At 68.6% G+C, this 24,022-nt stretch carries 24 protein-coding genes; 12 read left to right on the top strand and 12 right to left on the bottom strand.

Annotation, left to right across the window (positions count from 1 at the left end; translation table 11 throughout):
• Positions 1–428 (bottom strand): helix-turn-helix domain-containing protein (locus tag HNQ05_RS12395; protein WP_183677755.1); only part of this gene is annotated, 428 nt, incomplete at its 3' end.
• A 175-nt stretch (positions 429–603) separates the two neighbouring features.
• On the bottom strand, positions 604–1,296 hold the full coding sequence (locus HNQ05_RS09075) for a metallophosphoesterase (RefSeq protein WP_147145893.1): 693 nt from the start codon (positions 1,294–1,296) through the stop codon (positions 604–606).
• Positions 1,297–1,328: 32 nt separating this feature from the next.
• On the opposite strand from HNQ05_RS09075, the gene HNQ05_RS09070 reads away from it, so the two are divergent.
• From HNQ05_RS09070 to HNQ05_RS09055, 4 genes are all read left to right on the top strand, one after another.
• Positions 1,329–1,805: a regulatory protein RecX gene (locus tag HNQ05_RS09070; RefSeq protein WP_246104087.1), complete on the top strand. Its 477-nt coding sequence runs from the start codon at positions 1,329–1,331 to the stop codon at positions 1,803–1,805.
• 9 nt (positions 1,806–1,814) lie between these two features.
• Positions 1,815–2,258 carry a type II toxin-antitoxin system RatA family toxin gene (locus HNQ05_RS09065; protein ID WP_147145896.1) on the top strand — a complete coding sequence of 148 codons (444 nt, stop codon included), beginning with the start codon at positions 1,815–1,817 and terminating at the stop codon, positions 2,256–2,258.
• 103 nt (positions 2,259–2,361) lie between these two features.
• Positions 2,362–3,810 (top strand): cysteine--tRNA ligase, encoded by a 1,449-nt coding sequence (gene cysS, locus HNQ05_RS09060; RefSeq protein WP_147145898.1) that lies wholly within the window; start codon positions 2,362–2,364, stop codon positions 3,808–3,810.
• A 45-nt stretch (positions 3,811–3,855) separates the two neighbouring features.
• Positions 3,856–4,059: a hypothetical protein gene (locus tag HNQ05_RS09055; protein WP_147145902.1), complete on the top strand. Its 204-nt coding sequence runs from the start codon at positions 3,856–3,858 to the stop codon at positions 4,057–4,059.
• Here the strand turns inward: HNQ05_RS09055 and HNQ05_RS09050 are convergent.
• The 3 genes from HNQ05_RS09050 to HNQ05_RS09040 form a co-directional block, all read right to left on the bottom strand.
• Positions 4,056–5,288 carry an RsmB/NOP family class I SAM-dependent RNA methyltransferase gene (locus tag HNQ05_RS09050; protein WP_147145905.1) on the bottom strand — a complete coding sequence of 411 codons (1,233 nt, stop codon included), beginning with the start codon at positions 5,286–5,288 and terminating at the stop codon, positions 4,056–4,058. The two genes, HNQ05_RS09055 and HNQ05_RS09050, sit on opposite strands and share 4 nt — an antisense overlap.
• 10 nt (positions 5,289–5,298) lie before the next feature.
• Positions 5,299–5,985, bottom strand: coding sequence for a zinc metallopeptidase (locus HNQ05_RS09045; RefSeq protein ID WP_147145908.1), 687 nt, complete (start codon positions 5,983–5,985; stop codon positions 5,299–5,301).
• Between the two features lie 65 nt (positions 5,986–6,050).
• Positions 6,051–6,323, bottom strand: a complete 273-nt coding sequence (locus tag HNQ05_RS09040) for a stage V sporulation protein S (protein WP_013457796.1) — start codon at positions 6,321–6,323, stop codon at positions 6,051–6,053.
• A gap of 211 nt (positions 6,324–6,534) precedes the next feature.
• Between HNQ05_RS09040 and gltB the strand changes: the two genes are divergently transcribed.
• A complete protein-coding gene (gene gltB / locus HNQ05_RS09035; RefSeq protein WP_147145911.1) occupies positions 6,535–11,118 on the top strand; it encodes a glutamate synthase large subunit in 4,584 nt (1,527 codons plus the stop codon).
• A gap of 1 nt (position 11,119) precedes the next feature.
• The gene (locus tag HNQ05_RS09030) at positions 11,120–11,695 is read left to right on the top strand and encodes a protoglobin domain-containing protein (RefSeq protein WP_147145914.1); all 576 of its coding nucleotides are present in this window, start codon (positions 11,120–11,122) and stop codon (positions 11,693–11,695) included.
• Here the strand turns inward: HNQ05_RS09030 and HNQ05_RS09025 are convergent.
• From HNQ05_RS09025 to mdh, 3 genes are all read right to left on the bottom strand, one after another.
• Positions 11,669–12,139 (bottom strand): hypothetical protein, encoded by a 471-nt coding sequence (locus HNQ05_RS09025; RefSeq protein WP_147145917.1) that lies wholly within the window; start codon positions 12,137–12,139, stop codon positions 11,669–11,671. The two genes, HNQ05_RS09030 and HNQ05_RS09025, sit on opposite strands and share 27 nt — an antisense overlap.
• Positions 12,140–12,180: 41 nt before the next feature.
• The gene (locus HNQ05_RS09020) at positions 12,181–12,948 is read right to left on the bottom strand and encodes an enoyl-CoA hydratase-related protein (RefSeq protein ID WP_147145919.1); all 768 of its coding nucleotides are present in this window, start codon (positions 12,946–12,948) and stop codon (positions 12,181–12,183) included.
• A gap of 179 nt (positions 12,949–13,127) precedes the next feature.
• Entirely contained in the window at positions 13,128–14,081 is a 954-nt protein-coding gene (mdh, locus tag HNQ05_RS09015; protein WP_147145922.1) for a malate dehydrogenase, read from the bottom strand.
• A gap of 86 nt (positions 14,082–14,167) precedes the next feature.
• On the opposite strand from mdh, the gene HNQ05_RS09010 reads away from it, so the two are divergent.
• The 5 genes from HNQ05_RS09010 (at position 14,168) to HNQ05_RS08990 (ending at position 20,033) form a co-directional block, all read left to right on the top strand.
• Positions 14,168–15,910, top strand: a complete 1,743-nt coding sequence (locus HNQ05_RS09010; RefSeq protein WP_147145925.1) for an NAD-dependent malic enzyme — start codon at positions 14,168–14,170, stop codon at positions 15,908–15,910.
• Between the two features lie 134 nt (positions 15,911–16,044).
• Positions 16,045–16,773, top strand: coding sequence for a heat shock protein transcriptional repressor HspR, fused homodimer type (gene hspR / locus HNQ05_RS09005; protein WP_147145928.1), 729 nt, complete (start codon positions 16,045–16,047; stop codon positions 16,771–16,773).
• 9 nt (positions 16,774–16,782) lie between these two features.
• Positions 16,783–18,123 (top strand): dipeptidase, encoded by a 1,341-nt coding sequence (locus tag HNQ05_RS09000; RefSeq protein ID WP_147145930.1) that lies wholly within the window; start codon positions 16,783–16,785, stop codon positions 18,121–18,123.
• Entirely contained in the window at positions 18,120–18,431 is a 312-nt protein-coding gene (locus tag HNQ05_RS08995; RefSeq protein WP_147145932.1) for a YbjQ family protein, read from the top strand. Before HNQ05_RS09000 ends, HNQ05_RS08995 begins: the two co-directional genes overlap by 4 nt.
• 9 nt (positions 18,432–18,440) lie before the next feature.
• Positions 18,441–20,033, top strand: coding sequence for an aldehyde dehydrogenase family protein (locus tag HNQ05_RS08990; RefSeq protein WP_147145935.1), 1,593 nt, complete (start codon positions 18,441–18,443; stop codon positions 20,031–20,033).
• 50 nt (positions 20,034–20,083) lie between these two features.
• Here the strand turns inward: HNQ05_RS08990 and HNQ05_RS08985 are convergent, their stop codons facing one another.
• Entirely contained in the window at positions 20,084–20,473 is a 390-nt protein-coding gene (locus HNQ05_RS08985) for a hypothetical protein (protein ID WP_221266889.1), read from the bottom strand.
• 23 nt (positions 20,474–20,496) lie between these two features.
• Between HNQ05_RS08985 and HNQ05_RS08980 the strand changes: the two genes are divergently transcribed.
• On the top strand, positions 20,497–21,639 hold the full coding sequence (locus HNQ05_RS08980) for an NAD(P)/FAD-dependent oxidoreductase (RefSeq protein WP_147145937.1): 1,143 nt from the start codon (positions 20,497–20,499) through the stop codon (positions 21,637–21,639).
• A gap of 51 nt (positions 21,640–21,690) precedes the next feature.
• Here the strand turns inward: HNQ05_RS08980 and serS are convergent, their stop codons facing one another.
• Genes serS through HNQ05_RS08965 form a run of 3 tightly spaced genes read right to left on the bottom strand, consistent with a single transcriptional unit; the run spans position 21,691 to position 23,988 of the window.
• Positions 21,691–22,944 carry a serine--tRNA ligase gene (gene serS / locus HNQ05_RS08975; protein WP_147145939.1) on the bottom strand — a complete coding sequence of 418 codons (1,254 nt, stop codon included), beginning with the start codon at positions 22,942–22,944 and terminating at the stop codon, positions 21,691–21,693.
• On the bottom strand, positions 22,944–23,240 hold the full coding sequence (gatC, locus tag HNQ05_RS08970) for an Asp-tRNA(Asn)/Glu-tRNA(Gln) amidotransferase subunit GatC (protein ID WP_147145941.1): 297 nt from the start codon (positions 23,238–23,240) through the stop codon (positions 22,944–22,946). The genes serS and gatC overlap by 1 nt, the downstream gene beginning before the upstream one ends.
• Before the next feature lie 4 nt (positions 23,241–23,244).
• Entirely contained in the window at positions 23,245–23,988 is a 744-nt protein-coding gene (locus tag HNQ05_RS08965) for a DUF554 domain-containing protein (RefSeq protein WP_147145943.1), read from the bottom strand.
• Positions 23,989–24,022: the final 34 nt, after the last annotated feature.

Genomic DNA, 24,022 nt, shown 5'->3' with positions numbered 1-24,022 from the left:
AGCTTCTTGGTGTCCAGGTGCAGGAGCACGCCGGGAGCCTTTACCTCGAAGCGCTTGGGCAGGGGCTTGGGTTCCAAAACAGAAAGGCGGTTCAGTCCCTCGTCCTTCAGGATCCTCCCCACCGTGCTCTTGGAGATTCCAAGCCACTCAGCGATGGCGTGGTAGGGCCAGCGTTGCCGACGAAGCCGAACAACCTGTTCCCGGACCTTCTCAGGGGTGCGCCTGGGGCTTCGCCGTGGCTTTGAACTGCGGTCGAAAAGGCCGGCTTCGCCCTCTTCCCGGTAGCGCCTGAGCCACTTGTAGGCGGTTCTGGGGCTGACGCCCTGGGCCTTGGCAACTTCCCTTACCGGCAAGCCTTCGTGGATAATGCGGGACACAAGGATGCGCCTTGCTTGGTAGGTGAGTCGCGCGTTCTTGTGATGAGTCACTGGAACCCCTCCTCCTCTCGTTCCAAAAGCCACTCTTGCACAGGCAGCAGGGTGAGGGGTTCCAGTGAACAACGTGTTGGGAGGTTACACCTAGCTCAATACCTGGTCGATATACTGACGTATCGCGAACCGGCGCGTGCGCGATGGCGCGAAGCGTGGAACAGCAGCGGTTTGGTTAGACTTGCAAAACGAGCTTGGGCTTGAAGTGCAGGTAGTCGGCCGCGACCAGGTGCAGGGGGATGCCCTTCCAGTTCGTGAGCAGCCAGGTGTTCTCGGCCCCGTGCAGGTGGCCGTAGACGACGGCGTCGGGTTCGTACTGCTCAATCAGGTCGGTAAAGCCGGTGGGGCTGCCGTCGGGGCCGGTGGGCGGGAAGTGGAGCGCTACGATCAGGTGGTCGAAGCTTTTCCCTTTCAGGCTCTCCAGACTGAGCCGCAGCCGTTCGACCTCGCGTTTGTAAATCTTCTCGTCCTGCTCCGTGTACTCCGGGCTGCCGGGCACCAGCCAGCCGCGGGTGCCGGCCACGGCCACCCCATCGATGACCAGGCTGTCGTTCTGAATCGCGTACATCCCGGCGGGCAGCGCGGCGCGCAGGCGGCTGATCGAGGGCCACCAGTAGTCGTGGTTGCCGCGAATCAACACCTTGCGCCCAGGCAACTCGGCGATGGCCCGGAGGTCGGGCAAGGCTTCGTCGAGCCGCATGGCCCAGGAGATGTCGCCGGCGACGATGACCAGGTCGTCCGGCCCTACCACCCGCCGCCAGCCCTCGAAGAAGGCTTCGGGGTGGCCTTCCCAGCCCGGACCGAAGACGTCCATGGGCTTGGGGTTTTGGCTGGAGAGGTGGGGATCGGCGATGGCGAAAACGCGCACGACACCCAGTATAGCCGTGTAGGCTGGAGGCGGTGAAGCCGAAGGAGCCGTACAGCGAGGAGCGGGCCATGCAGTACGCGCTGAGGTCCCTGGGGCGTCGCATGCAAAGCCGGGCCGAGCTCGAGCGCAAGCTGCTGGCGCGAACCACCCCCGAGGTGGCGCGGGCCGTGCTGGGTCGCCTGCTCGAGTGGGGCTACCTCGACGACCGGGCCTTTGCCGAGGCCTTCGTACGCTCGCGCCGGGAGCGCTGGGGTGAACTGCGCCTGCGCGCGGAGCTGGCCCGCCGAGGCGTAGACGAGCGGATCGTGCGCGAGGTGCTCGCGGCCAGCGGAGACGGTGAGGACGAGGTGGGGCGTGCACTCGCCCTTCTGGACAAGTCGGCCTGGCGTCACAAGGGTGAGCACGCGCGTATGGTCCGTTTCCTGCAGACGCGCGGCTTCGCGTTGAGCGCAGCCGTGGAGGCGGCGCAACGCTACGAAAAGTTGCGGGAAGATGGGGAAACGAAGTAAAACGGGCCTATGCCGACCGTAGAAGCCGAGATCGTGATTCCCAGGCCGGCGGCCGGGGTTTACGCCGCGGCCAAGGACCTGGAAGGGCTGGCCCCTTACCTGAAAGACGTCAAAGAACTCAAGGTGCTCGAGCAAACCCCCGAGCGCTCGGTGACCCACTACCTGGCCGTGGCCATGGGCAAGAAGGTGCAGTGGACCGAGGTGGAGGAGTGGGACGACGCCAACCTGAGGAACCGCTTCTACAGCGAAGAGGGTGACTTCGACAAGTACGAGGGCACCTGGGTCTTCACCCCCGAGGGCGAGGACGCGACCCGCGTCAAGCTGACCCTCGACTACGAGCTCAACCTGCCGATGTTCGGCGCGCTGCTGCAGAAGCTCGTCAAGAAGCTGATGCAAGAGAACATCGAGAGCTTCCTGCAGGGGCTAAAGGACCGTTGCCTGGCCGACGCGTGATAGAATCCGGGCATGATGAGGACCGGGCGCCGATGTCGGCGTTAGCCCCTCGTTTCTGGATTCCCCCACAGTCCAGCCCTCGAACCGTGCCTTAGGAGGTCCCATGCCGTTTTACCTGTACGACACCATGCAGCGCAAGAAAGTGGAGTTCGTGCCCGCGACGCCGGGCCACGTGGGGATCTACGTTTGCGGGCCCACGGTCTACTCCGACGCCCACCTGGGCCACGGGCGGGCCGCGGTCGTCTACGACGTGTTGCGCCGCTGGCTCATGCACGAGGGTTACCGGGTGCGCTTCGTCTCCAACGTTACCGACGTGGGGCACCTCACCGACGACGCCGACGAAGGCGAGGACAAGATCGCCAAGCGGGCCAAGCTGGAGAGGCTCGAGCCCATGGAGGTCGCCGACAAGTACTTCTGGCGCTACTTCGAAGACACCGACGCCCTCAACGTCGCCAAGCCCAGCATCACCCCCCGCGCCAGCGGCCACATCATCGAGCAGATCGAGCTCACCAAGGAACTCCTCGACCGCGGTTACGCCTACGAGGTGAACGGCTCGGTCTACTTCCGCGCCGCCAAGTGGCCCGACTACGGCAAGCTCTCGGGGCGGCGGCTCGAAGACCAGCAGGCTGGGGCCCGCGTCGAGGTGCGCGGCGAGAAGGAAGACCCGCGCGACTGGGCGCTTTGGAAGCGGGCCGAACCCGAGCACATCATGCGCTGGCCCAGCCCCTGGGGTGAGGGGTACCCGGGCTGGCACATCGAGTGCTCGGCCATGAGCCTCAAGTACCTGGGGGAGGGCTTCGACATCCACGCCGGAGGCATCGACCTGCAGTTCCCCCACCACGAGTGCGAGATCGCCCAGGCCGAAGCGGCGGGCCACGCCTTCGCCCGCTACTGGATGCACCACAACCACGTGCTGCTGAACGGTGAGAAGATGGCCAAGAGTACGGGCAACTTCATCACCCTGCGCGAACTGCTCGAGCGGCACGAGCCCATGGTGGTGCGCCTCTACCTGCTGCAAAGCCACTACCGCAGCGTCCTCGACCTTACCGAGGCCGGGCTCGAGGCGGCGGCCAGGGCCTACTTCCGCTTGCTCGAAGCCTACCGCAGCCTGCGCTCCGGTCTGGAGCGCGCCCGCGAGGGTACGCTAGCTGCCCTGGAGGAGGCGATCGACCGGCTCGAGGCCGCCTTCGCCGAGGCGATGAACGACGACCTGGGCACCCCCGAGGCGCTGGCGGCGCTCTTTTCGTTCCTCCCCGAACTCAACAAGGCGCTCGCCGCCGCGCAGGGGCGGGCGAGCCTGGAGCGCGCCCTGGAGACGCTGGAGCGGTTGGGCGAGGGGGTGCTCGGCCTTTTCCCCGCGCGGGTGCTGGAAGCGCGGCTCGAAGGGCCGTTGCTGGAAGGGCTGATCGAGCTGCTGCTCGAGCAGCGCGAGGCCGCCCGCAGCCGGCGCGACTTCCCCGCCGCCGACGCGATCCGCGCCCGCCTGGGCGAGCTGGGCGTCGTGGTGGAGGACACCCCCCACGGCGCCAAGTGGCGCCTCGCCCCCCGATGACCCTTGTCCCTACCGGCGCGGAGAAAAATCTTCTAGCATAGACGTATGGGTAAGTTCTTGACCTACTACCTGGTCTTCTTCGTCGCGCTCCTGATCGGCGTCGTGATCGTCAACAAGATTTTCCTGGGCAGCTGGATGCCGAGCCTCTACGGTTGGGTCCTGATCGTTCTCTTCCCGGCCTTCGGCGGCTACTGGATGGCCTTCGCCGACGGCCTCTTCTCCGAGGACGAAGCCAGCTCCCACGGCTAGCTCCGGCGCCGCAGCCGCGCGTAGTAGAACCCGTCCAGCCCGTTTTCGGGTCGGACGTAGACCCCGTGTCCCCGTGCCAGCAGGGGCACGGGGCTTTCGATTTCCACCGGCTCGAACTCCGGGTGGGCCTGTAGGAACCGGGCGACCTGCTCCTCGCCCTCGGCTTCGGTGAGCGAGCAAACGGCGTAGACGAGCAGACCGCCGGGTTCGGTGGCGCGGGCGGCGGTTTCGAGCAGCCGCGCCTGGAGCCGCACCGTGGGTTCGAGCGCTTCCGGCTCGAGCCGCATGCGCAGTTCGGGGTGGCCCCTTAGCGTGCCGGTGCCCAGGCAGGGCGCGTCGAGCAGCACCTTGGGCGCCGTAAGGTCGAGGGGGCGTGTGAGATCGCGGGTCAGGAACGCCACCTCCAGGCCCAGACGGGCCAGGTTGCGCCGGCCTGCCCGCTGGCGGCGTGCGTCCGCGTCCACGCTGGTCACCTGTGCTCCCCGGGCGGCCAGCCAGGCGGCCTTGAGGGCGGCGCCGCCGGCCAGGTCGAGGACGCGCTCGCCCGAACCGGCCTCGAGCAGCTGCGCCGCCAGCAGCGAAGCGGGGTTCTGGGGCTGCGCCAACCCCTTGCGGAAGGCCGCGATGCGGCGCACCGAGAAACCGTGGACGCGTACGTTGCCGGGCACGGGGCCGGCTTCGAACGGTACCCCCTGCGCCGCCAGCTCCGCTTCGCCCCCGGGGAAGAGCGTGAGCCAGAGCGGGGCCGGCTCGTTGAGGGCCTCCATCCAGCCGGGGTCGCCAAAGCGCGCGCGCCACTCCTCGTAGAGGAAGTCGGGGAGACCCAGCCGCACCGCCTCCGGGGCGGGCCGCGGCTCCAGCCGCCGCAGCACCGCGTTCACCAGGCCGCGCAGCCGGGGATGGCTCCGGGCCGCGACCTCCACCCAGGCGTTCACCGACGCGTACGGGGGGCGCGGCGTGAAGAGTTTTTCGTAGCCGCCCGCGCGCAGCGCCCAGCGCACCGCCTCGGGCAGCCGTTCGGGGCGCCGCAGCAACGGCTTCAGGCTCCAGTCGATCCAGCGCAGCCGGCGCAGTGTCCCGTAGACCAGGTCGGTGGCGAGCCCCGCCGCCTGGGGCTCCGGCCCGCTCCGCGAGAGCGCCAGGTCGAGGGTCGGGGCGGCGAACCTGCCCCGCCCGACCTTGACGAGAACCCCCAGGGCCAGCGCCCTGGGGTCTTCGCGTACGTTCATCGGGGTAGGGTCAGTCGTCGCGGCCCACGCCCAGGATGGCCGCGTACTGGATCAGGTAGGCCACGCTCATGGCCAGCGCCGCCACGTAGGTCATGGCCGCGGCCGTCAGCACCTTGCGCGCCGCCGGCAGCTCGTTGGGCGCGAGTAGCTCGAACTTTCGCAGGTTGGCCAGCGCGCGGCTGCTGGCGTTGAACTCCACCGGCAGCGTGACCAGCTGGAAGATCGCCGCCGCGGCGAAGAGGTAGAGGCCGAGCGTGGCCAGCGCCGTCATCTGCAGCATCAGCCCGATGATGAAGAGCCAGGGCCCCAGGTTACTGCCGATCTGCGCGGCCGGAACCAGCTGCGCGCGCACCCGCATGGGGACGTAGTCGTCGGCGTCCTGGAGCGCGTGGCCGACCTCGTGCGCCGCCACCGCCAGCGCCGCCAGCGAGGGCGAGGCGTAGTTGCCCTCGGAGAGGCGCACCGTCTTGGTGCGGGGGTCGTAGTGGTCGGTGAGCTGGCCGCGGACGGGCTCGACGCGGACCTGCGTCAGGCCGTAGCGGTCAAGGATGAGGCGCGCAGTCTCCGCGCCGGTCAGGCCCTTGGCGTTGGGAACACGGCTGAATCGCGCGTAGGTGCGCTGCAACCACCCCTGGATGACGAAGGTGGCGAGCAGCACCAGAAGGATCAACCAGGCAAAAGGTCCAAACAACATCATGCCATGAGTCTAGCAGAACCCATGTGAACTGGGTGATGGCCCATGGAGGCTCGGAAGGTTGTGCCTTAGGAGCTCAGCGGCTGCGATTTCACCGTGAAGCGCAAGGCCGTGCGCTCCTCGTTTTCCAGCTCCAGCTTGACGAAGGCGGGCTTGACGAACAAATCGAGGTTGTCGGGCGTGATGTACCCCCGCGCAATGGCGATGGCCTTCACCGCCTGGTTGACGGCGGCGGGCCCGATGGCCTGCACTTCCACCTCCCCCTGCGAGCGCAAGAGTGCAGCAATGGCCCCAGCTACGGAGTTAGGACGAGATTTACCAGACACGCGCAACGTTTCCACAGACGACCTCCGAATAGGGTTGTATCTAGTTTGTATCGTATCTATACGTATCCGCCGTGTCAAGTAAGTTCGACCCGGAAGGCGTCCGACATGTTGACGGAGACGCCCCCCGAAGATACAATGGGAGACCATATAGGCGCATGAATATGCGTCAGGCCCCAAAACAAGGAAACATTATAAACGAACACGCATCTGCGGGAAAAGGAGACGCATGAGCAGCGGTTACGACCCCACCCAGAATTCGGTCCACGACGCCTGCGGTATCGGCTTCATCGCCGACGCCCAGGGGCGGCGCAGCCACCGGGTGCTGCAGCTGGGCATCGAGGCCCTGGCGCGCATGGCGCACCGCGGGGCGGTGGCCGCCGACGGACTGACCAGCGACGGGGTCGGCCTGCTAACCCAGATCCCCTACCCGCTGTTCAAGCGCGTGCTGGTGCGGGAGGGCATTGCACCCGAGAACCCGCGCGACATCGCAGTGGGGATGTTCTTCATGCCCCGCGACCCCGGGACCCGTGAGCGGGCCATGAAGGTCGTTGCGGACGAGCTGGAGACGCTGGGTCTGGGGCACGAGGTCTGGCGCCGCGTGCCCACCAACCCCGAGGTGCTGGGCGAGGTGGCCCGCAGCGCCGAGCCCGAGGTCTGGCAGGCGGTTCTGATCAAGCCCCGTGCCTTCTCGGCCACCACCTACGAACGCGCCCTCTACCGGGCGCGGCGGCGGATCGAGCGGGCCTGGCGCGAAGCGGGGCTCGAGGCCTACGCGGTCTCGCTTTCCTCGCGCACCCTGGTCTACAAGGGGTTGATGCTGGCGCGCGACCTGGCCGCCTACTACCCCGACCTCGCCGACCCCTACTACCAGACGGCGCTGACCCTGTTCCACCAGCGTTATTCCACCAACACCTTTCCCGCCTGGCAGCTCGCCCAGCCGTTCCGCTACCTCGCCCAGAACGGCGAGATCAACACCCTGCAAGGCAACGTCAACTGGATGCTCGCCCGTGAGCCCGAGCTGATCAGCCAGCACTGGGGCGAGGCGCTCGAGGACCTGAAACCGGTCGTGGACACCGCGGGCAGCGACTCGGCGATCCTCGACAACGTCTTCGAACTGCTGGTCCAAAGCGGCCGCGATCCGCTGCACGCGATGATGATGCTCGTGCCCGAGGCCTACGAGAACGTGGCCGAGGTGGACCCCGAGGTGCGGGCCTTCTTCGAGTACCACGCCTCGCTTTCGGAGCCCTGGGACGGGCCGGCCGCACTCGTCTACTCCGACGGCCGCTACGCCGCCGCCTCGCTGGACCGCAACGGCCTGCGGCCGCTGCGCTACTGGCGCCTGGCCGACGGTCTGGTGGTGCTGGGGTCGGAGACGGGCATCGTCGACGCCGAGGCGGAGGCGATCGTCGAGAAGGGGCGGCTGGGCCCGGGCCAGATCTTCGCGGTGGACACCGAGAAGGGACGGGTGTACCACGACGCCGAGATCAAGAAGCGTTACGCCACCCGCCGGCCCTACGCCGTCTGGGTGCGGCGGCACCGCACCTATCCGCCGAAGACCAAGAACCTGCTCTTCGAGGGTCAGAACCTGCCGAAGGGCGAGGAGTTCGTGCGGCTGCAGAGGGCCTTCGGCTACAGCCGCGAAGACCTGACCCACCTGCTGGCGCCGATGAGCCGGCTGGCCAGCGAGCCGGTGGGCTCGATGGGCGACGATACCCCGCTGCCCTTCCTCTCGTCGCTGCCGCAGTGGCTCTACCGCTACTTCCGCCAGCGCTTCGCCCAGGTGACCAACCCGCCCATCGACCCCCTGCGCGAGGAGATGGTGATGTCGCTGCGCAGCCTGGTGGGGCCGCGGATGAGCTTCCTGGAGGCCCAGGAGGGGGCGGCGCACCAGATGGAGTTCGACTCGCCCATCATCCACGGGGACCAGCTCGAGTGGATCTACAACCACGACGACACCTGGTACCGCCCCTACCGCCTGCGCACCCGCTTCCCCTCCTACGGAGGCCCCGAAGCGATGAAACGCGCCCTCGACGCGCTCCTGCAGGAGGCCCAGGCGGCCGTGGAGCAGGGGTTCAACGTGCTGATCCTCAGCGACCGCGGGGTGGGGCCCGAGTGGGCGCCGATCCCCATGCCGCTCGTCGTGGGCGGCGTGCACCACCACCTGATCCGGCTCGGCCGGCGGATGCGCGTCTCGCTGGTCGTCGAGACGGGCGAGGCGCGGCAGGACCACCACTTCGCGGTCTTGCTGGGCTACGGCGCCGACCTCGTCTACCCCTACCTGGCGCTGGCCTCGGTGCGCGACCTGGTGGAGCGCGACCCCCGCGGCCGCGCGCCGATCTCGCTCGAGCAGGCGCTGGTGAACTACCAGAAGGCCGTCGAAAAGGGGCTGCGCAAAATCTTGGCGAAGATGGGCATCTCCACCCTGGCCAGCTACCGCGGAGCCCAGATCTTCGAGGTGCTGGGCCTCGAGCCCGCCGTGGTGGACACCTACTTCAAGGGGACGCCGGCCCGTTTCGGAGCGGTGGGGCTCGAGCGCATCGCCCGCGACGTGCTGGCCTTCCATGAGGAGGCCTACCAGGGGCCCGCCGAGCTCGCCGACCGCGGCGAGTTCCGCTTCCGCAAGCAAGGGGAGTACCACGCCTTCAACCCGCTGGTCTTCAAGTCGCTGCACAAGGCGGTGCGCGAGGAGCGGCGGGAAAGCTACGAGAACTACGCCCGTGCGGTGAACGAGCGCCCGCCCGCGGCGGTGCGCGACCTGCTCACCTGGAAGAAGGCCGAACGGCCGGTGCCGCTCGAGGAGGTCGAACCCATCGAGGCGATCCTCGAGCGGTTCCGCACCCAGGCCATGAGCTTTGGCGCCCTCTCGCGCGAGGCCCACGAGGTGCTCGCCGTGGCCATGAACCGCATCGGGGCGATGAGCAACTCCGGCGAGGGCGGGGAAGACCCGGTGCGCTACCACCCCTACAAAGAAGACCGCCCCGACCTGACCCAGTCGGACTGGCACCCCCGCGCCGGCGACTGGGGTAACAGCAAGGTGAAGCAGGTGGCCTCGGGCCGCTTCGGGGTGACCCCCGCCTACCTGGTGAGCGCCGAGGAGATCGAGATCAAGATGGCCCAGGGCTCCAAACCCGGCGAAGGGGGGCAGATCCCCGGCTTCAAGGTGAACCGCGAGATCGCCCGCGTGCGCGGGGCCACCCCCGGGGTGACGCTGATCTCGCCCCCGCCGCACCACGACATCTACTCCATCGAGGACCTCGCCCAGCTGATCTACGACCTCAAGCGCGTCAACAAGAAGGCGCGCGTGGGCGTCAAGCTCGTCAGCGAGGTGGGGGTGGGCACGATCGCCGCCGGGGTGGCCAAGGGCTACGCCGACCGGGTGCTCATCTCCGGCGCCGACGGCGGAACCGGCGCCTCGCCCCTGGGATCGATCAAGTACGCCGGCAGCCCCTGGGAGCTCGGCCTCGCCGAGGCCCACCGCGTCCTGCTCGAGAACGGGCTGCGCGACCGGGTACGACTGCAGGTGGACGGGGGGCTCAAGACCGGGCGCGACGTGGTGCTGGCGGCGCTCCTGGGGGCCGAGGAGTTCGGCTTCGGCACCGCCGCGCTGGTGGCCGTGGGCTGCGTGATGGCGCGCCAGTGCCACCTCAACACCTGCCCCGTCGGGGTGGCCACCCAGAACGAGGCCCTGCGCCGCCGCTTCCCCGGAACCCCGGAACACGCGGTCCGCTTCCTGATCTACGTGGCCCAGGAGGTGCGCGAGATCCTGGCGGAGATGGGGGTGCGCCGCCTCGACGAGATCGTGGGCCGTAACGACCTGCTCGAGCGCCGTGGGGTACCGCTGGAGCGCGCCTCCGACGTCGACCTCACGCCGCTCCTGGAGCCGTTTCCCGCCTGGCGGCCCAAACCCCTGGAGCGGCGCGCCGAGCGGCCGGAAGACGGCCCCTTGCTCGACGATCAGCTCTACGCCACCTTCGCCCCCGCCCTGCAGGACCGCAAGCCGCGCTTTGCCCGCTTCGCCGTGCGCAACCGCGAGCGCGCCGTGGGGGCGCGCCTGTCGGGCGAGATCGCCCGCTTCCACGGCGAGGAGGGGCTGCCCGCAGGCACCGTCCACGCCCGCATCGAGGGGGTGGCGGGGCAGAGCTTCGGTGCCTTCCTGGCCCCCGGGGTCTTCCTCGAGCTCGTCGGCGAGGCGCAGGACTACCTGGCGAAGGGCATGGCCGGGGGGCTGATCAGCGTGCGCCCGCCGCTCTTCCGTGAGGCGCCGGAGATCCTCGCGGGCAACACCGTACTCTACGGGGCGACCGGCGGCGCCCTCTACGTGGCCGGCCGCGTCGGTGAGCGCTTTGCGGTGCGCAACTCCGGGGCCCGGGCGGTGGTGGAGGGCGTGGGCGAGCACGCCTGCGAATACATGACCGGCGGCCTCGTCGTGGTCCTGGGTGAGACCGGGCAGAACTTCGCCGCGGGCATGACCGGGGGCGTCGCCTACGTCTACGACCCCGAGAGCCGTTTCCCCGAGCGCTACAACCCCACCCTGGTCGGCATCGCGCGCCTGGCCCCGGGCGTGGACGACGAGCTGCTGCGCGCGATGCTCGAGCGGCACCTGAAGCTCACGGGCAGCCCCCGCGCCCGAGCCATCCTGGGAGACTGGGAGGAGCGTCGCGGCGACTTCTGGAAGGTGGCCCCGCTGACCCTGCCCGAAGGAATGACGCCCGGAGATACCGAAGCCCTGCTGCTCGAGGCGGTCCGCGCCGAGTCGGTGCTGGAGCCCGCCCCCGAAGGGGTGGTTGCGGACGGTGGTTCCGGGGATTAGGATGGGCGCGGTGACGGGATCCGACGCGGTAGAACGGCGCTTGCGGCGCGTGGGTTTCGGCCCCGAGCACGCCGAACGCCTGCTCGAACTCAAGCCCATCATGCACCCGCTGGCGCACGAGATGGCGCTGGCCTTCTACGACCACCTGGGGCAGGACCCCGAGACCCGGCGGATCCTCTGGGGGGAGCCGGGGCGGGTCGAGCGGCTCTACGAAAGCTTCGAGGGCTGGTACCGCGAGCTCTTCGAGGGCGTCTACGACGCGGAGTACGCCGCGAAGCGGCTGCGGGTGGGGGTGGTGCACGCGCGCTACGGGGTCCCCCTCTCCTCGCTGATCCCGGCGATCGGTCAGGTGTACAGCCTGGCGCTGGAGCACCTGCTGGTGGCGCTGCGCCCCGTCGAGCTGCCCAGCGCCCTCGAAGCGCTGGGCAAGGTGCTGACCCTCGACACCACCCTGATGGCGGAAAGCTACGAGCGCGCCGTCGCCGCAGGGGTCGAAGACGGCGAAGGGGCCACGCAGCGCGGCGCGGCCCGGATCCTCACGCTGGCTCGCTCAGGAGCCGGTCTGGGCGGTCGTTAGGGGCACCTGCCCGACGAGCAGTTCGATGCGATCGTCCAGGAAGGTGAAGACGTAGACGAGCGCCGGCGCGTCCTTCTTCTCCCAGACCTGGACGAGGCGGCCGCCGGCGTCGCTCTGTTCGAAGGTGAGCGTGTAGCCCGCGCCCTGGCGGGTGTAGCCGGCGATGAAGTTCACCGTCGTCGCTTGTTTGTCGGCGCCACCGACCATCAGCCGGTAGCAGGCGTAGCGCTCGACCGTCTCGGGCACCCGTGGGTCCAGCTGCCGGGCCAGCTGGAAGCCGGTCTCCGAGGCGCGGTCGCAGTCGGGGCCGAAGATCTGCAGGGTGGGCGTGGGCCAGACGACGTTGAGGTCGAAGCCGAGCACGGTCACCGGGACCGCCCTGGTGGCTTCGGTCTGCGCGAACGCCAGCCCCGCGAAGAGCAAGATCCAAACGAACCGTTTCATGCCCCCAGCCTACCCCAGCCGTTTGAGCCGGCGCTGAGGAGCTAGCGCCCCTGGAAACGGGGGGGTCGCTTTTCCAGGAAGGCCCTGACGCCTTCCTCGTGGTCGGCCCCCTCGCCGGCCAGCTTTTGCAGCTGCGCCTCGAGCTCGAGCACCTCCTCCAGCCCGAGCCGGGCGCTCTCGTCGAGGGCGTGCTTGATGAGGCCGTAGACCCGCGTCGGCCCTGCGGCCAGCCGCGCCGCCAGCCCCCTCGCTTCTTCGAAGACCGCGTCCTCGGCGACGACGCGGTTGGCCAGGCCGAGCCGCAGCGCCGCCTCGGCGTCCAGGTCGGGCGACAGCGCCAGCAGCTCGAAGGCGCGCCCCCAGCCCACGGTGCGGGGGAGGGTGTAGGTCATTCCCGAGTCGGGCACCAGGGCGATGCGCGCAAACGCGGTGGTGAGCCGGGTCTCCCGTCCCAGCACCCGCAGGTCGGCGGCCAGCGCCAGCGCCATCCCCGCGCCCGCGGCCACCCCGTGCACGGCAGCGACCACCGGCTTGGCGAGCCGGCGGATCTGCAGCACGACCCGGTTGTAGCGCGTCAGGTGCGCCTGGTAGTCGAGCCCGCCCGCGGCGGCTTCGCGCAGGTCCTGCCCCGCGCAGAAGGCCCGGCCCTCGCCCCGCAGCAGCACGGCGCGCACGCCTTCGTCCTCGGCGAGTGCAAGCGCCCGGCTCAGGGCCTCGAGCGTCGACTCGTCGAGGGCGTTGAGCTGATCGGGGCGGTTCAGGGCGATTTCCAGCACGTGGCCGTCGGTACGGTGGATCACGGGGTCCATGCGGCTATCATAGCCAATAGCGAGCAGAGAACATCGTCACGAACGAGCTATATGTAAAAGAAATCACATATTTAACGACCACCCCGAGGGAGGCGTCAAATTATACGGATCGTTCCAGGGCCGACGCCCGAAGTAGGGAAGGGCGGCCGGAGCCGCCCTTCCGCCCCCCAGTCGAGGAACTAACCGAGGATGCCCAGCTCGTTGACCTTGTCCACCAGCGCCTTGACGTGGTCGGCGCTGTTCTTGAGGGCGGCCAGCTCTTCGTCGGAGAGCGGTAGCTGCCAGATCTTCTCGATGCCGTCCTTGCCCAGCACCGCGGGTACGCCCACGAAGAGGCCCGAGATGCCGTACTCGCCGTTCAGGTAGGCGGCCACCGGGAGGATGCGCTTTTCGTCCTTGATGATGGCCTTGGCCATCTCGAAGGCGCCCGCCGAGGGGGCGTAGTAGGCCGAACCGGTCTTGAGCAGACCCACGATCTCGGCGCCGCCCTTGCGGGTGCGCTCGACGATCGCTTCGATCTGGTCGGCGGGCATCACCTCGGGCAGCGGCGCGCCGCCCACCCAGGTGAAGCGGGGCAGCGGCACCATGGTGTCGCCGTGGCCGCCCAGCACGATGCCCTGCACGTCCTTCACGCTCACCCCCAGGGCCTCGGCGATGAAGTAGCGGTAGCGCGAAGAGTCGAGCACCCCGGCCATGCCCATGATCTTGTTCTTGGGCGTGCCGGTGATCTCGCTGATCACGTAGGTGATGGCGTCGAGCGGGTTGGCGACCTGGATGATGAAGGCGTCGGGGGCGTATTCCTTGATGTTCTCGGCCATGGTGACCGCGATCTTGCCGTTGATCTCGATCAGGTCGTCGCGGCTCATCCCCGGCTTGCGGGGGACGCCGGCGGTGGTGATCACCATGTCCGACCCGGCGATGTCGGCGTAGTCGTTGGTTCCGACGATACTAACGTCGTTGAGCACCACCGGTCTGGATTCGGAAAGGTCCAGCGCCTTGCCCTGGGGCATGCCCTCGACGATGTCGACGAGCACCACGTCCGCCAGGGCCGCCTCGGCGATGCGCATGGCGAGGGTGGAGCCGACATGTCCTGCACCGATAACGCTGACTTTGGGACGTCCAGTAATGGCCATTGGCTACCTCCAGACCCGATTTTACTCCCGGCGCGGGCGAAATGGAGCAGGACATCTGTGAGCAGGCAAAGTCCTATGATGGGGCCATGGCCAAGGTCAGCCGCTACTACGACGTAAAGAGGGACAAGAACGGCAACCGCTACCTCGAGGTCTACGTGACGGGCTTCCTGCTGCAGCGGATCCCGCTGCTCAACAAGAGCACCGCCTTCACCCGCGAGGAGCGGGAACTCCTGGAGCTCGAGGGGCTGCTGCCGGCGCACATCACCAGCATCGAAGAGCAGAAGGAACGGGTCTACCGAAGGTACCGGCTCCAGGACAACGATCTGGAAAAGCACATCTACCTGCGCAACCTGCAGGATCGCAACGAGGTCCTGTTTTACGCCCTGCTCGTCGAGCACCTGGAGGAGATGCTACCGATCATCTACACCCCCACGGTGGGCGACGCGGTGCGCGAGTTCTCCCACATCTACCGTCTGCCGCGGGGCCTGGCCCTCTCGACCGAGAACATCCACAAGGCCGATCAGTGCTTCGAAAACGTGCCCCTCGAAGACGTGCGGCTGGTCGTGGCCACCGACTCCTCGGCGATCCTCGGCATCGGCGACCAGGGCTTCGGCGGCATGGCCATCTCCATCGGCAAGCTTTCCCTCTACGCGGGCGCCGGCGGCGTGGCCCCCGACAAGACCCTGCCCATCGAGCTGGACGTGGGCACCGACCGCGAGGACCTGCTCCAGGACCCCCTCTACCTGGGCGTGCGGCACCACCGGCTCAAGGGCGAGGCCTACTACCAGTTCATGGACCGCTTCGTGAAGGCCTTCAAGAAGCGCTACCCCAAGGCGATCCTCCAGTGGGAGGACTTCTCCAAGGAGGCGGCCTTTACCCTGCTCGAGCGCTACCGCAAGGAGCTGCCCTCGTTCAACGACGACATCCAGGGCACCGGCGCCGTCACCTGGGCGGGCCTGCTGAACGCCATGAAGATCAAGAACGAGCCGGTGACCGACCAGGTCTTCGTCGTCTACGGCGCGGGAGCCGGCGGCGTCGGCGTCGCCTGGGCGATCGTCCAGGGTCTGATCCGCGAAGGTCTCAGCGAGGAGGAGGCCAGGAAGCGCGTCTACGTGCTCGACTCCAAGGGGCTGCTCCTCAGCGACCGGGCGATGGAGGCGTACAAGCGCCCCTACGCCCACGACCCCGCCGAGGTGGCCGACTGGAGCTACAGCGGCAAGGCCCCGCACCTGCTCGAGGTCATCCAGAACGCCCGCGCCACGGTGCTGCTGGGGCTCTCGGGGCGCCCCGGCGACTTCAACGAGCCGGTGGTCAAGGCGATGCTTGAGGCCACCGACCGCCCCGTGATCTTCCCCCTGTCCAACCCCACCAGCGCTTCCGAGGCGCTGCCCGAAGACATCCTCCACTGGACCGACGGCGCGGCCATCGTGGCGACCGGCAGCCCCTTCGACCCCGTGGAGTACAAGGGCAAGACCTACCCCATCGGCCAGGGCAACAACGCCTTCATCTTCCCGGGCCTGGGCTTCGGCGCGATCCTCGCGCACGCCCGCGAGATCACCGACGGTATGGTGCTCGCAGCCTCCTACGCGCTCGCCGACTTCGTCGACCGTTCCCACATCGAACAGGGGATGGTCTACCCCTTCGTCCGCGAGATGCGCGAGGCCAGCGTCCACGTGGCGGCCAAGGTGATCCTCCAGGCCGTCGCCGACGGCGTGGCCGCGACCAACCGTTTCGACGGACTGGCCGAGCACGACGTCCTCGACTACGTGCGGCGGCACTTCTGGCAGCCCCACTACCTCCCCTACGTCAAGGGCACCCCGGAAGGGTAGCGTCTTCCTCCCCGCGAATCGCCCGGCCCCAGCGCCGGGCGATTCTTCAACGACCGAGGCCTAGAAGGGTTTCGTCGCGGGCCGCAGGAAGTTTATAATGGAGATGTCAAGGTGATCTTCCTGGAGGCCGCACTGTGAGCAAGGATCGTCCGGTTTACATCATCTCCGTCGCCGCCGAGCTGGTGGACATGCACCCCCAGACCCTGCGCCTCTACGAGCGCAAGGGCCTGATCCGCCCCAAGCGCAGCTCGGGCAAGACCCGCCTCTACTCCGAACGCGACATCGAACACCTGCGCGAGATCCGCCGGCTCACCCAGGAACTGGGCGTCAACCTGGCCGGCGTCGAGGAGATCATGCGCCTGCGCCAGGAGCTCGAGGCGCTGCAGAAGCGTTTCGAGGCCGAGGCCGAGCGCCTGAAGCAGGCCCTCCAGGACGAGGCAGCCAAGATCGAGACCCCGCCCGCGCTGCCGGGCGAGGTCGAGGAAGCGTCCAAGGCCGCGCCCAGCGACCGACCCGTCTACGTCATCTCCGTCGCCGCCGAGCTGGTGGACATGCACCCCCAGACCCTGCGCCTCTACGAGCGCAAGGGCCTGATCCGCCCCAAGCGCAGCTCGGGCAAGACCCGCCTCTACTCCGAACGCGACATCGAACACCTGCGCGAGATCCGCCGGCTCACCCAGGAACTGGGCGTCAACCTGGCCGGCGTCGAGGAGATCATGCGCCTGCGCCAGGAGCTCGAGGCGCTGCAGGAGCGATTCGAGGCCGAAGTCGGCCGCTTGCGGCTCGAGCTATTGTCCAAGGTGGGCGAGGCGCAGGGCCCCGAGGGCAAGACGGCGGCCGAGGCGGAGGGCGAGGGCGCGTAAACTAGGGGTATGACCGATCCCCTGAACCAGCTCCTCGAATTCCTGGCCATCCCTTCGGTCTCGGCCGACCCCAGCCACAAGCAAGACGTCGAGCGCGCGGCGCGCTGGCTGGGCGACCGCCTGACGGGCGCCGGATTCGCGGTGGAGGTGGTGCCCACCGCGGGCCACCCCATCGTCTACGCCGAAAAGCTGGTGGACGCTGCGGCGCCCACGGTGCTCGTCTACGGCCACTACGACGTGCAGCCGCCCGATCCGCTCGAGCTCTGGACCACCCCGCCCTTCGAACCCACGATCAAGGACGGCAAGATCTACGCCCGCGGCGCCTCCGACGACAAGGGCCAGGTCTTCGCCCACGTGGCGGCGGCCCTGCAGCTCGCCGGCAACCTGCCCGTCAACCTCAAGTTCCTGATCGAGGGCGAGGAGGAGGTGGGCAGCCCCAACCTGGTCCCCTTCGTCAAGGAGAACCGCCGGCGCCTGGCTGCCGACGTGGTCCTGATCTCGGACTCACCGATGTTCGCGCCTGGTCTGCCCACGCTCACCTACGGCCTCCGGGGGCTCGCCTACCTGGAGGTGCGGCTGCGCGGCTTGGCCCGTGACGTTCACTCCGGGGCCTACGGCGGTGCGGTGCCCAACGCTGCCCACGCCGCCGCCTGGATGATCGCCCAGCTCAAGGATCCGATGGGGTGGATCCGTATCCCGGGCTTCTACGATGACGTCGTGCCCGTCGCCCCCGAGGAGCGGGCGATGTGGTCCCGCCTCCCCTTCGACGAAGAGGCCTTCAAGGCCGAAGTGGGTGCGCAGGCCACCCCCGGCGAGCCCGGTTACGGCATCCTCGAGCGGCGCTGGGCGCGCCCCACCCTCGACGTCAACGGCATGGGCTCCGGTTACCAGGGTGAGGGCTCCAAGACGGTCATTCCCGCGGAGGCCTTCTTCAAGTTCTCGATGCGTCTCGTTCCCGATCAAGACCCGGAAAAGATCGCCGACCTGGCCGAGGCCTACCTGCGCACGATCCTGCCCGAGGGCTACGCCATGGAGGTCATCCGTCACCACGGCGGCGACCCGGTGGTGGTACCGACGAGCTCACCGCCCATGCAGGCCGCGGCCCAGGCGCTGGAGGAGGCCTGGGGGCGCGAGACCGTCTTCACCCGCGAAGGCGGCTCGATTCCCATCGTGGCCGACTTCATGCGCGAGCTCGAGGCCCCGGTGGTGCTCATGGGGTTCGGGCTCGAGAGCGACAACCTGCACGCCCCCAACGAGAAGTTCGACGTCATCAACTTCGAAAAGGGCATCGAAGCCAGCAAGAACTTCCTGCGGCTGCTGCCCCTGTACCTGAAAGGAGGGCAGGCATGATCCTCACCACCACCAACGGCATCGAAGGCAAGCCCGCCCTGGAGTACAAGGGCATCGTCCACGGCGAGACCATCGTGGGCGCGAACATTCTGCGCGACCTGATGGCCTCGGTGCGCGACGTCTTCGGCGGCCGCTCCGGCGCTTACGAGGCCGAACTCAAGAGGGCCCGCGAGATCGCGCTCGCGGAGCTCGCCGAGGAGGCGAAGCGGCTGGGCGCCAACGCGGTGGTCGGGATCGACCTCGACTACGAGGTCATCGGTCAGAGCATGCTCATGGTCACGGCCACGGGTACGGCCGTGCGGGTTTAGGGGGTAGCTATGAAGATCGAAAAGGGCAAACTGGGCAACGTATTTTACGGCGGGCACCTGATCGGCGGCGAAGAGGTCGTGGAGGGCCCGCTCTTCGAAAGCCGCAACATGGCCGACCGCGACGATCTGGTGGGCGTCTTCCCGGAGGGCTCGCCCGAGCTGGTGCGGCGGGCGGCGGAGGCGGCCCGACAAGCCTACGCTGCGTGGTCGCGCACGCCCGCGCCCATCCGCGGTCAGGTGCTCTTCTCGCTCGCCAAGATTCTCGAGCGCGAAAAAGAGACCCTGAGCCGGCTGATGGTGCGCGAGGTGGGGAAGACGCTCAAGGAAGCGCGCGGCGACGTCCAGGAGGCCATCGACACCGCGGTCTTCTTTGCCAGCGAAGGCCGCCGCCTCTACGGGCAGACCGTGCCCAGCGAGCTGAAGAACAAGGACCTCTCCACCTACCGCCGCCCGCTGGGGGTGGTGGGGATGATCACCGCCGGCAACTTTCCCATCGCGGTGCCCAGCTGGAAGCTGATCCCCGCGGTGCTCACCGGCAACACCGTGGTCTGGAAGCCCTCGGACGACTCGCCGGTGCTTTCCTACGTCTTCGTCAAGCTCTTCGAGGAGGCGGGGCTGCCGCCGGGGGTGATCAACGTCGTCTTCGGCGGCGGCGCGGGCAGCACCGGCGAGCGGGTGGTGAACGGCATCGACGAGGGGCTCTTCGACAAGTTCGCCTTCACCGGCAGCACCAAGGTGGGGCGCATCATCGGCGAAAAGGCGGGCCGGGCGCTCATCAAGGCGACGCTCGAGCTCGGGGGCAAGAACCCGCTCGTGGTCATGCGCGACGCCGACCTGGACAACGCCGTTACCGGCGCCTGGTGGAGCGCCTTCGCCACCGGCGGCCAGCGCTGCACCAGCGCGGGCAACATCATCGTGGACGCGCCCATCTACGACGCGTTCAAAGAGCGGTTCCTGGCCAAGGTGGAGAGCACCGTCATAGGCGATCCCGTAGCCTACGAGGACGTTCACTACGGCCCCTTCTTCAACGACCGCCTCTTCCAGCGCTGGATGGAGCACTACGATTGGGGTGAGGCCGACGGCGCGAAGCTGCTGCTCGGCAAGGGCCGCATCACCCAGGACAACCCCTACCCCAACTTCAAGGGCGACCCCGACAAGGGCCTCTTCGGCCACCCCACGGTCTGGGAGGCCGAGCGCGGCATGAAGCAGACCCGCGAGGAGATCTTCGGCCCCACGATCAACCTCATCAAGGTGGACGGCATCGACGAGGCCATCGAAACGGCCAACGACCACCCCTACGGCCTCTCGAGCGCCATCTACACCAACCACCGCCTCTGGGCCTACCGCTTCAAAAACGAGATCCGCGCCGGCATGGTCAACATCAACAACACCACCGTAGGCGCCGAGGCGCACATGCCCTTCGGCGGCACCCGCGCCAGCGGCAACGGCGCGCGTGAAAGCGGCATCTGGGTCATCGAGGAGTACACCGAGTGGCAGGCGGTGAACGACGAGTTCTCGGGCAGGCTGCAGCTGGCCCAGATGGACACCGAGTACACCGCGCCCAAGAAGCCGGAGGACTGGGCAGGGTTGCTGGGGATCTGACGGGAAGTGCGCAAGGGGCGGCCGTTCGGCCGGCCCTTGCGTTTTCGTGTTCAGCGCTGTCTAGGGTCGCGCTTGCCGTCGTAGTAGAGGTAGTCGGCGTAAACGGGTACCTCGAAGTACACCTTGCCGGCCGCCGCCTCGTCCGTATCGAGCACGCCGTTGAGGTTGGCGTCGCGGTAGCCGTAGCCGAAGCGGTAGGGACGGGTCTGGTTCTCGTAGGTGCCGCTGGCGGTGGTGAGCTTCTCGACGTTGAAGAAGCGGGCCACCAGCCGCCCCATGCTGTAGTACTCGACGACGCCGTAGTCGAAGCCGAAGGTCGTGCCAACGGTGCGCCCGATCTGGTTGAGGCGCTCGGGGGAGAAGAAGTAGCGGAAGGCCAGGAACCCTCCGAGGATCAGGATCAGGATGAGGGCGAGAATCAACCCAAGGCGGCGCAGCATGGCCTTAGTATAGTGGTCCTGACATGGAACACAGCTACGACGCCCTGATCATCGGCGCCGGCATCGTTGGGGCCGCGGTAGCGTACCGCCTCGCGGAGCGGGGTCTGCGCGTGGCCGTGCTGGAGGCCGACTCCGTTCCGGCGGCGCAGGCGACGGCCAAGAGCGCCGCCGGGGTGCGGGTGCAGTTCAGCGAGGCGGTGAACGTGCGCCTCAGCTGGGCCAGCATCCAGGAATACCGAACCTTCGAGGAGGTCTTCGGGGTTTCCAGCGGCTACCGCCCCATCGGCTACCTCTTCCTGGTGCCCGAGGGCGCGGAGGCGGCTTACGAACGCGCGCTCGCGACCCAGAAGCGCCTGGGGGTCCCGGTCGAGCGCCTGGCGCCGGGCGAGGCGAAGAAGCTTGCGGACTTCGACCCCGACGGCGTCGCCTTCGCTACCTGGGGGCCGGCCGACGGCGTGATCGACCCGCACTTGGTCGCGCACGCCTACCTGAAGGCCGCGCGCGGCCGGGGGGCCGAACTCTTTACCGAAACGCCGCTGCTGCGGGCCGGCCGCCGCGGGCGGGCGTGGCGGGTGGAAACGCCCGCGGGCTCCTTCACGGCGCCGGTGGTCGTCAACGCGGCCGGGGCGTGGGCGGGCGAGGTGGCCCGGCGCGCGGGCTTCGAGCTGCCGGTGGAGCCGGTGCGGCGGATGGTCTTCATGACCGGACCGATGCCCGAAGCCCGGGGGTTGCCGCTCACCGTGGACGTGGCCACGGGCTTCTATCTGCGCGGCGAGGGGGAGCGGGTGCTCTTCGGCCGCTCGAACCCAGAAGAGCCGCCCGGCTTTCGCGAAGGGATGGACTGGGGCTGGCTCGAGCCCACCCTGGAAGCGGGCCTGGCCCGGTTTCCCTGGCTCGAGCGTGCTGGGCTGGACCAGCGCGCCAGCTGGTGGGGCTACTACGCCGTCACCCCCGACCACAACCCCATCCTCGGCTGGATGCCGGGGGTCGAGGGCTGGGTCAACGCCGCAGGCTTCAGCGGCCACGGGGTGCAGCAGGCGGCGGCCGTAGGGCGGGCGCTGGCCGAGGAGGTCGTGGACGGGCGCGCGCACAGCATAGAGATCGATCCACTGCGTTACGAGCGGTTCGAGCGGGGAAAAATAGTACAAGAGAAGAACATCGTGTAAAACATCACAAGAGCGGTCCAAAGGAAGCGTCACGGCCCCGCTTCGGACGCCTCACCCCAGGTAGGGCGCCAGGGCCTCGGGCAGGGTGAAGTCGCCCTCGGGGGTCTGGTAGTTTTCCATCAGCGCCGCGAGCACCCGCGGAAAGGCGAGGCCCGAGCCGTTGAGGGTATGGACCAGCCGGGGTTTGCCCCCGGGCTCGCGGAAACGGGTCTTCATGCGGCGGGCCTGGTAGTCCTCCATGTTGGAGATGCTGCTCACCTCGAGCCATTTCTGCTGACCCGCGCTCCAGACCTCCAGGTCGTACTTCTTGGCCTGGGTGAAGCCCATGTCGGCGGTGCACATCAGCAGGCGGCGGTAGGGGAGGCCCAGCGCCTCCAGCAGCTCCTCGGCCTGGCGGGTGAGCCGCTCCAGCCAGTCGTAGCTCTCGTCGGGGTGGCTGAAGACGACCATCTCGACCTTGTCGAACTGGTGCAGCCGGTTGAGGCCACGCACGTCCTTGCCGTAGCTGCCCGCCTCGACGCGGAAGTTGGGGGTGTAGGCGGTGTACTTGAGCGGCAGGACCGCGGCCTCCAGGATCTCGCCGGCATGCAGGTTGGTGACGGGCACCTCGGAGGTGGGAATCAGGTAGTAGCCGCCCGAGACCTGGTACATCATCCCTTCCTTGTCGGGGATCTGGCCGGTGCCGAAGGCGGCCTGCTCGCGCACCAAGAGCGGCGGGCGCACCTCCGTGAAGCCGCGGGCGGTGTGGAAGTCGAGGAAGAAGTTCTCCAGCGCCCGCACCAGCCGCGCTCCGCGGCCGAGGAAGAAGGGGAAGCCCGAACCCGAGATCTTGGCGCCGCGCTCGAAGTCGACGACGCCCAGGCGTTCGGCCAGCTCCCAGTGGGGCCGGGGCTCGAAGTCAAAGGCCGGCTTCTCGCCCCACTCCTTCACCACCACGTTGTCGGCCTCGCTCTCGCCTTCGGGAACCGAGGGGTGGGGGAGGTTGGGGATCTGGGGCAGGATCTCCTCGATGCGCGCGCTCAGCTGCTTTTCCTCGGCCTCGAGCCGCTTAAGGTACTCGGCCAGCTCGGACGACTTTTCGAGCAGCGCGCCGGCGTCCTCGCCGCCGGCCTTGGCGCGGCCAACGGCCTTGGCCAGCTTCTTCTGCTGGGCCCGTAAGGTCTCGATCTCGGCCAGCAGCTCGCGCCGCCGCCGGTCCAGCTCCAGCAGCTCGTCCACCAGCGGCAGCGCGTCGAGCTCGCGCTTCTTGCGGATGCCCTCCTTGACGCGTTCGGGGTGTTCGCGGATGAACCTCAGGTCGAGCATCAGCGGCCCTCCTCGACGACGCGGGGCAGCTTGAAGAAGCCGTCTTCGCGCTCGGGCGCGGTCGCCAGCGCCTCGTCCTGACCAAGGCCGGGCGCGGGCACGTCGGCGCGCAGCACGTTCTCGCTGTCGATGGGGCGCACCAGCTCCTCGAGGCCTTCGAGGTCCAGTTCGTCGAGGCTTTCGAAGTAGGCCAGGAGCGAGCGCAGCTCCGGGAGCATGCGCTCGACCTCCGCCTCGTCCAGCTCGAGCCGGCTCAGCTCGGCCAGGTGGCGCACCAGGTCGGGGGTCACGTCCATGACGCTAGCTTAGCACCTCGGCCAGCCACCAAAAGAGGGGGGCGAGCACCAGCGCGGGCAGGAACGAGGCCACGCGCACCCGGGTGAGCTCGAGGAGGTTGATGCCCAGACCGAGGATCATCAGCCCGCCCACCCCGGTGACCAGCAGCACCCGCGGGTCGCTCGCGGGGTCGGGCAGCGCCGCGGCCAGCCCCCCGGCGGCCAGGGCCAGCCCCCCCTGGTAGACGAGGACGACCAGCGCGCTCGCGGCCACCCCGGGGCCGAAGCTGGCGGCCAGGGCGATGCTCGAGAGGCCGTCGAGGGTCGACTTGATCAGCAGCAGGGTGGGGTCGCCCACCAGGCCGTTGTTGATCGAGCCGATCAGCGTCATCGGCCCCACGCAGAAGAGCAGGCTCGCGGCCACGAACCCCTCGGTGAAGCCGCCGCCGCCGCGGAAACGCGCCTTGAGCAGATCGCCGAGGCGCTCCAGGCGCTCCTCCAGCCCCAGCGCCTCGCCCAGCACCCCGCCCAGCACCAGCGCCAGCAAGCCCAGGATCACCCCGTCCACCGCGCCGCCCGCCGCCGAGCCCAGCGACCCCGCCATGGAGAAGCCGATGAAGAGGGTGACCAGGCCCACCCCCTGGACGATGACGCGCTGCATGCGCCCCGGCAGGCGGCCGCGGATCAGCACCCCCAGCCCCGAGCCCAGCAGCACGGTCAGCACGTTGACCAGGGTGCCGTTCGTCTTGGCCCAGAGGGTCAGTTCCATAGGCGCCATTCTACCGGGAAGCTAGAATCGGGTC

The organism is Oceanithermus desulfurans, assembly GCF_014201675.1.
Classification (GTDB): Bacteria; Deinococcota; Deinococci; order Deinococcales; family Marinithermaceae; genus Oceanithermus; species Oceanithermus desulfurans.
The sequence above is the reverse complement of the archived record's forward strand: the minus strand, read 5'-3'. Positions and strand labels throughout refer to the sequence as shown.

What these genes read in the sequence shown, in the direction of transcription:
- HNQ05_RS09065 (WP_147145896.1), top strand. Translation starts at nt 1,815, where the DNA reads ATGCCGACCGTAGAAGCCGAGATCGTGATTCCCAGGCCGGCGGCCGGG.
- cysS (WP_147145898.1), top strand. Translation starts at nt 2,362, where the DNA reads ATGCCGTTTTACCTGTACGACACCATGCAGCGCAAGAAAGTGGAGTTC.
- HNQ05_RS09055 (WP_147145902.1), top strand. Translation starts at nt 3,856, where the DNA reads ATGGGTAAGTTCTTGACCTACTACCTGGTCTTCTTCGTCGCGCTCCTG.
- HNQ05_RS09050 (WP_147145905.1), bottom strand. Translation starts at nt 5,288, where the DNA reads ATGAACGTACGCGAAGACCCCAGGGCGCTGGCCCTGGGGGTTCTCGTC.
- HNQ05_RS09045 (WP_147145908.1), bottom strand. Translation starts at nt 5,985, where the DNA reads ATGATGTTGTTTGGACCTTTTGCCTGGTTGATCCTTCTGGTGCTGCTC.
- gltB (WP_147145911.1), top strand. Translation starts at nt 6,535, where the DNA reads ATGAGCAGCGGTTACGACCCCACCCAGAATTCGGTCCACGACGCCTGC.
- HNQ05_RS09030 (WP_147145914.1), top strand. Translation starts at nt 11,120, where the DNA reads ATGGGCGCGGTGACGGGATCCGACGCGGTAGAACGGCGCTTGCGGCGC.
- HNQ05_RS09025 (WP_147145917.1), bottom strand. Translation starts at nt 12,139, where the DNA reads ATGAAACGGTTCGTTTGGATCTTGCTCTTCGCGGGGCTGGCGTTCGCG.
- HNQ05_RS09020 (WP_147145919.1), bottom strand. Translation starts at nt 12,948, where the DNA reads ATGGACCCCGTGATCCACCGTACCGACGGCCACGTGCTGGAAATCGCC.
- mdh (WP_147145922.1), bottom strand. Translation starts at nt 14,081, where the DNA reads ATGGCCATTACTGGACGTCCCAAAGTCAGCGTTATCGGTGCAGGACAT.
- HNQ05_RS09010 (WP_147145925.1), top strand. Translation starts at nt 14,168, where the DNA reads ATGGCCAAGGTCAGCCGCTACTACGACGTAAAGAGGGACAAGAACGGC.
- HNQ05_RS09000 (WP_147145930.1), top strand. Translation starts at nt 16,783, where the DNA reads ATGACCGATCCCCTGAACCAGCTCCTCGAATTCCTGGCCATCCCTTCG.
- HNQ05_RS08995 (WP_147145932.1), top strand. Translation starts at nt 18,120, where the DNA reads ATGATCCTCACCACCACCAACGGCATCGAAGGCAAGCCCGCCCTGGAG.
- HNQ05_RS08990 (WP_147145935.1), top strand. Translation starts at nt 18,441, where the DNA reads ATGAAGATCGAAAAGGGCAAACTGGGCAACGTATTTTACGGCGGGCAC.
- HNQ05_RS08985 (WP_221266889.1), bottom strand. Translation starts at nt 20,473, where the DNA reads ATGCTGCGCCGCCTTGGGTTGATTCTCGCCCTCATCCTGATCCTGATC.
- HNQ05_RS08980 (WP_147145937.1), top strand. Translation starts at nt 20,497, where the DNA reads ATGGAACACAGCTACGACGCCCTGATCATCGGCGCCGGCATCGTTGGG.
- serS (WP_147145939.1), bottom strand. Translation starts at nt 22,944, where the DNA reads ATGCTCGACCTGAGGTTCATCCGCGAACACCCCGAACGCGTCAAGGAG.
- gatC (WP_147145941.1), bottom strand. Translation starts at nt 23,240, where the DNA reads ATGGACGTGACCCCCGACCTGGTGCGCCACCTGGCCGAGCTGAGCCGG.
- HNQ05_RS08965 (WP_147145943.1), bottom strand. Translation starts at nt 23,988, where the DNA reads ATGGAACTGACCCTCTGGGCCAAGACGAACGGCACCCTGGTCAACGTG.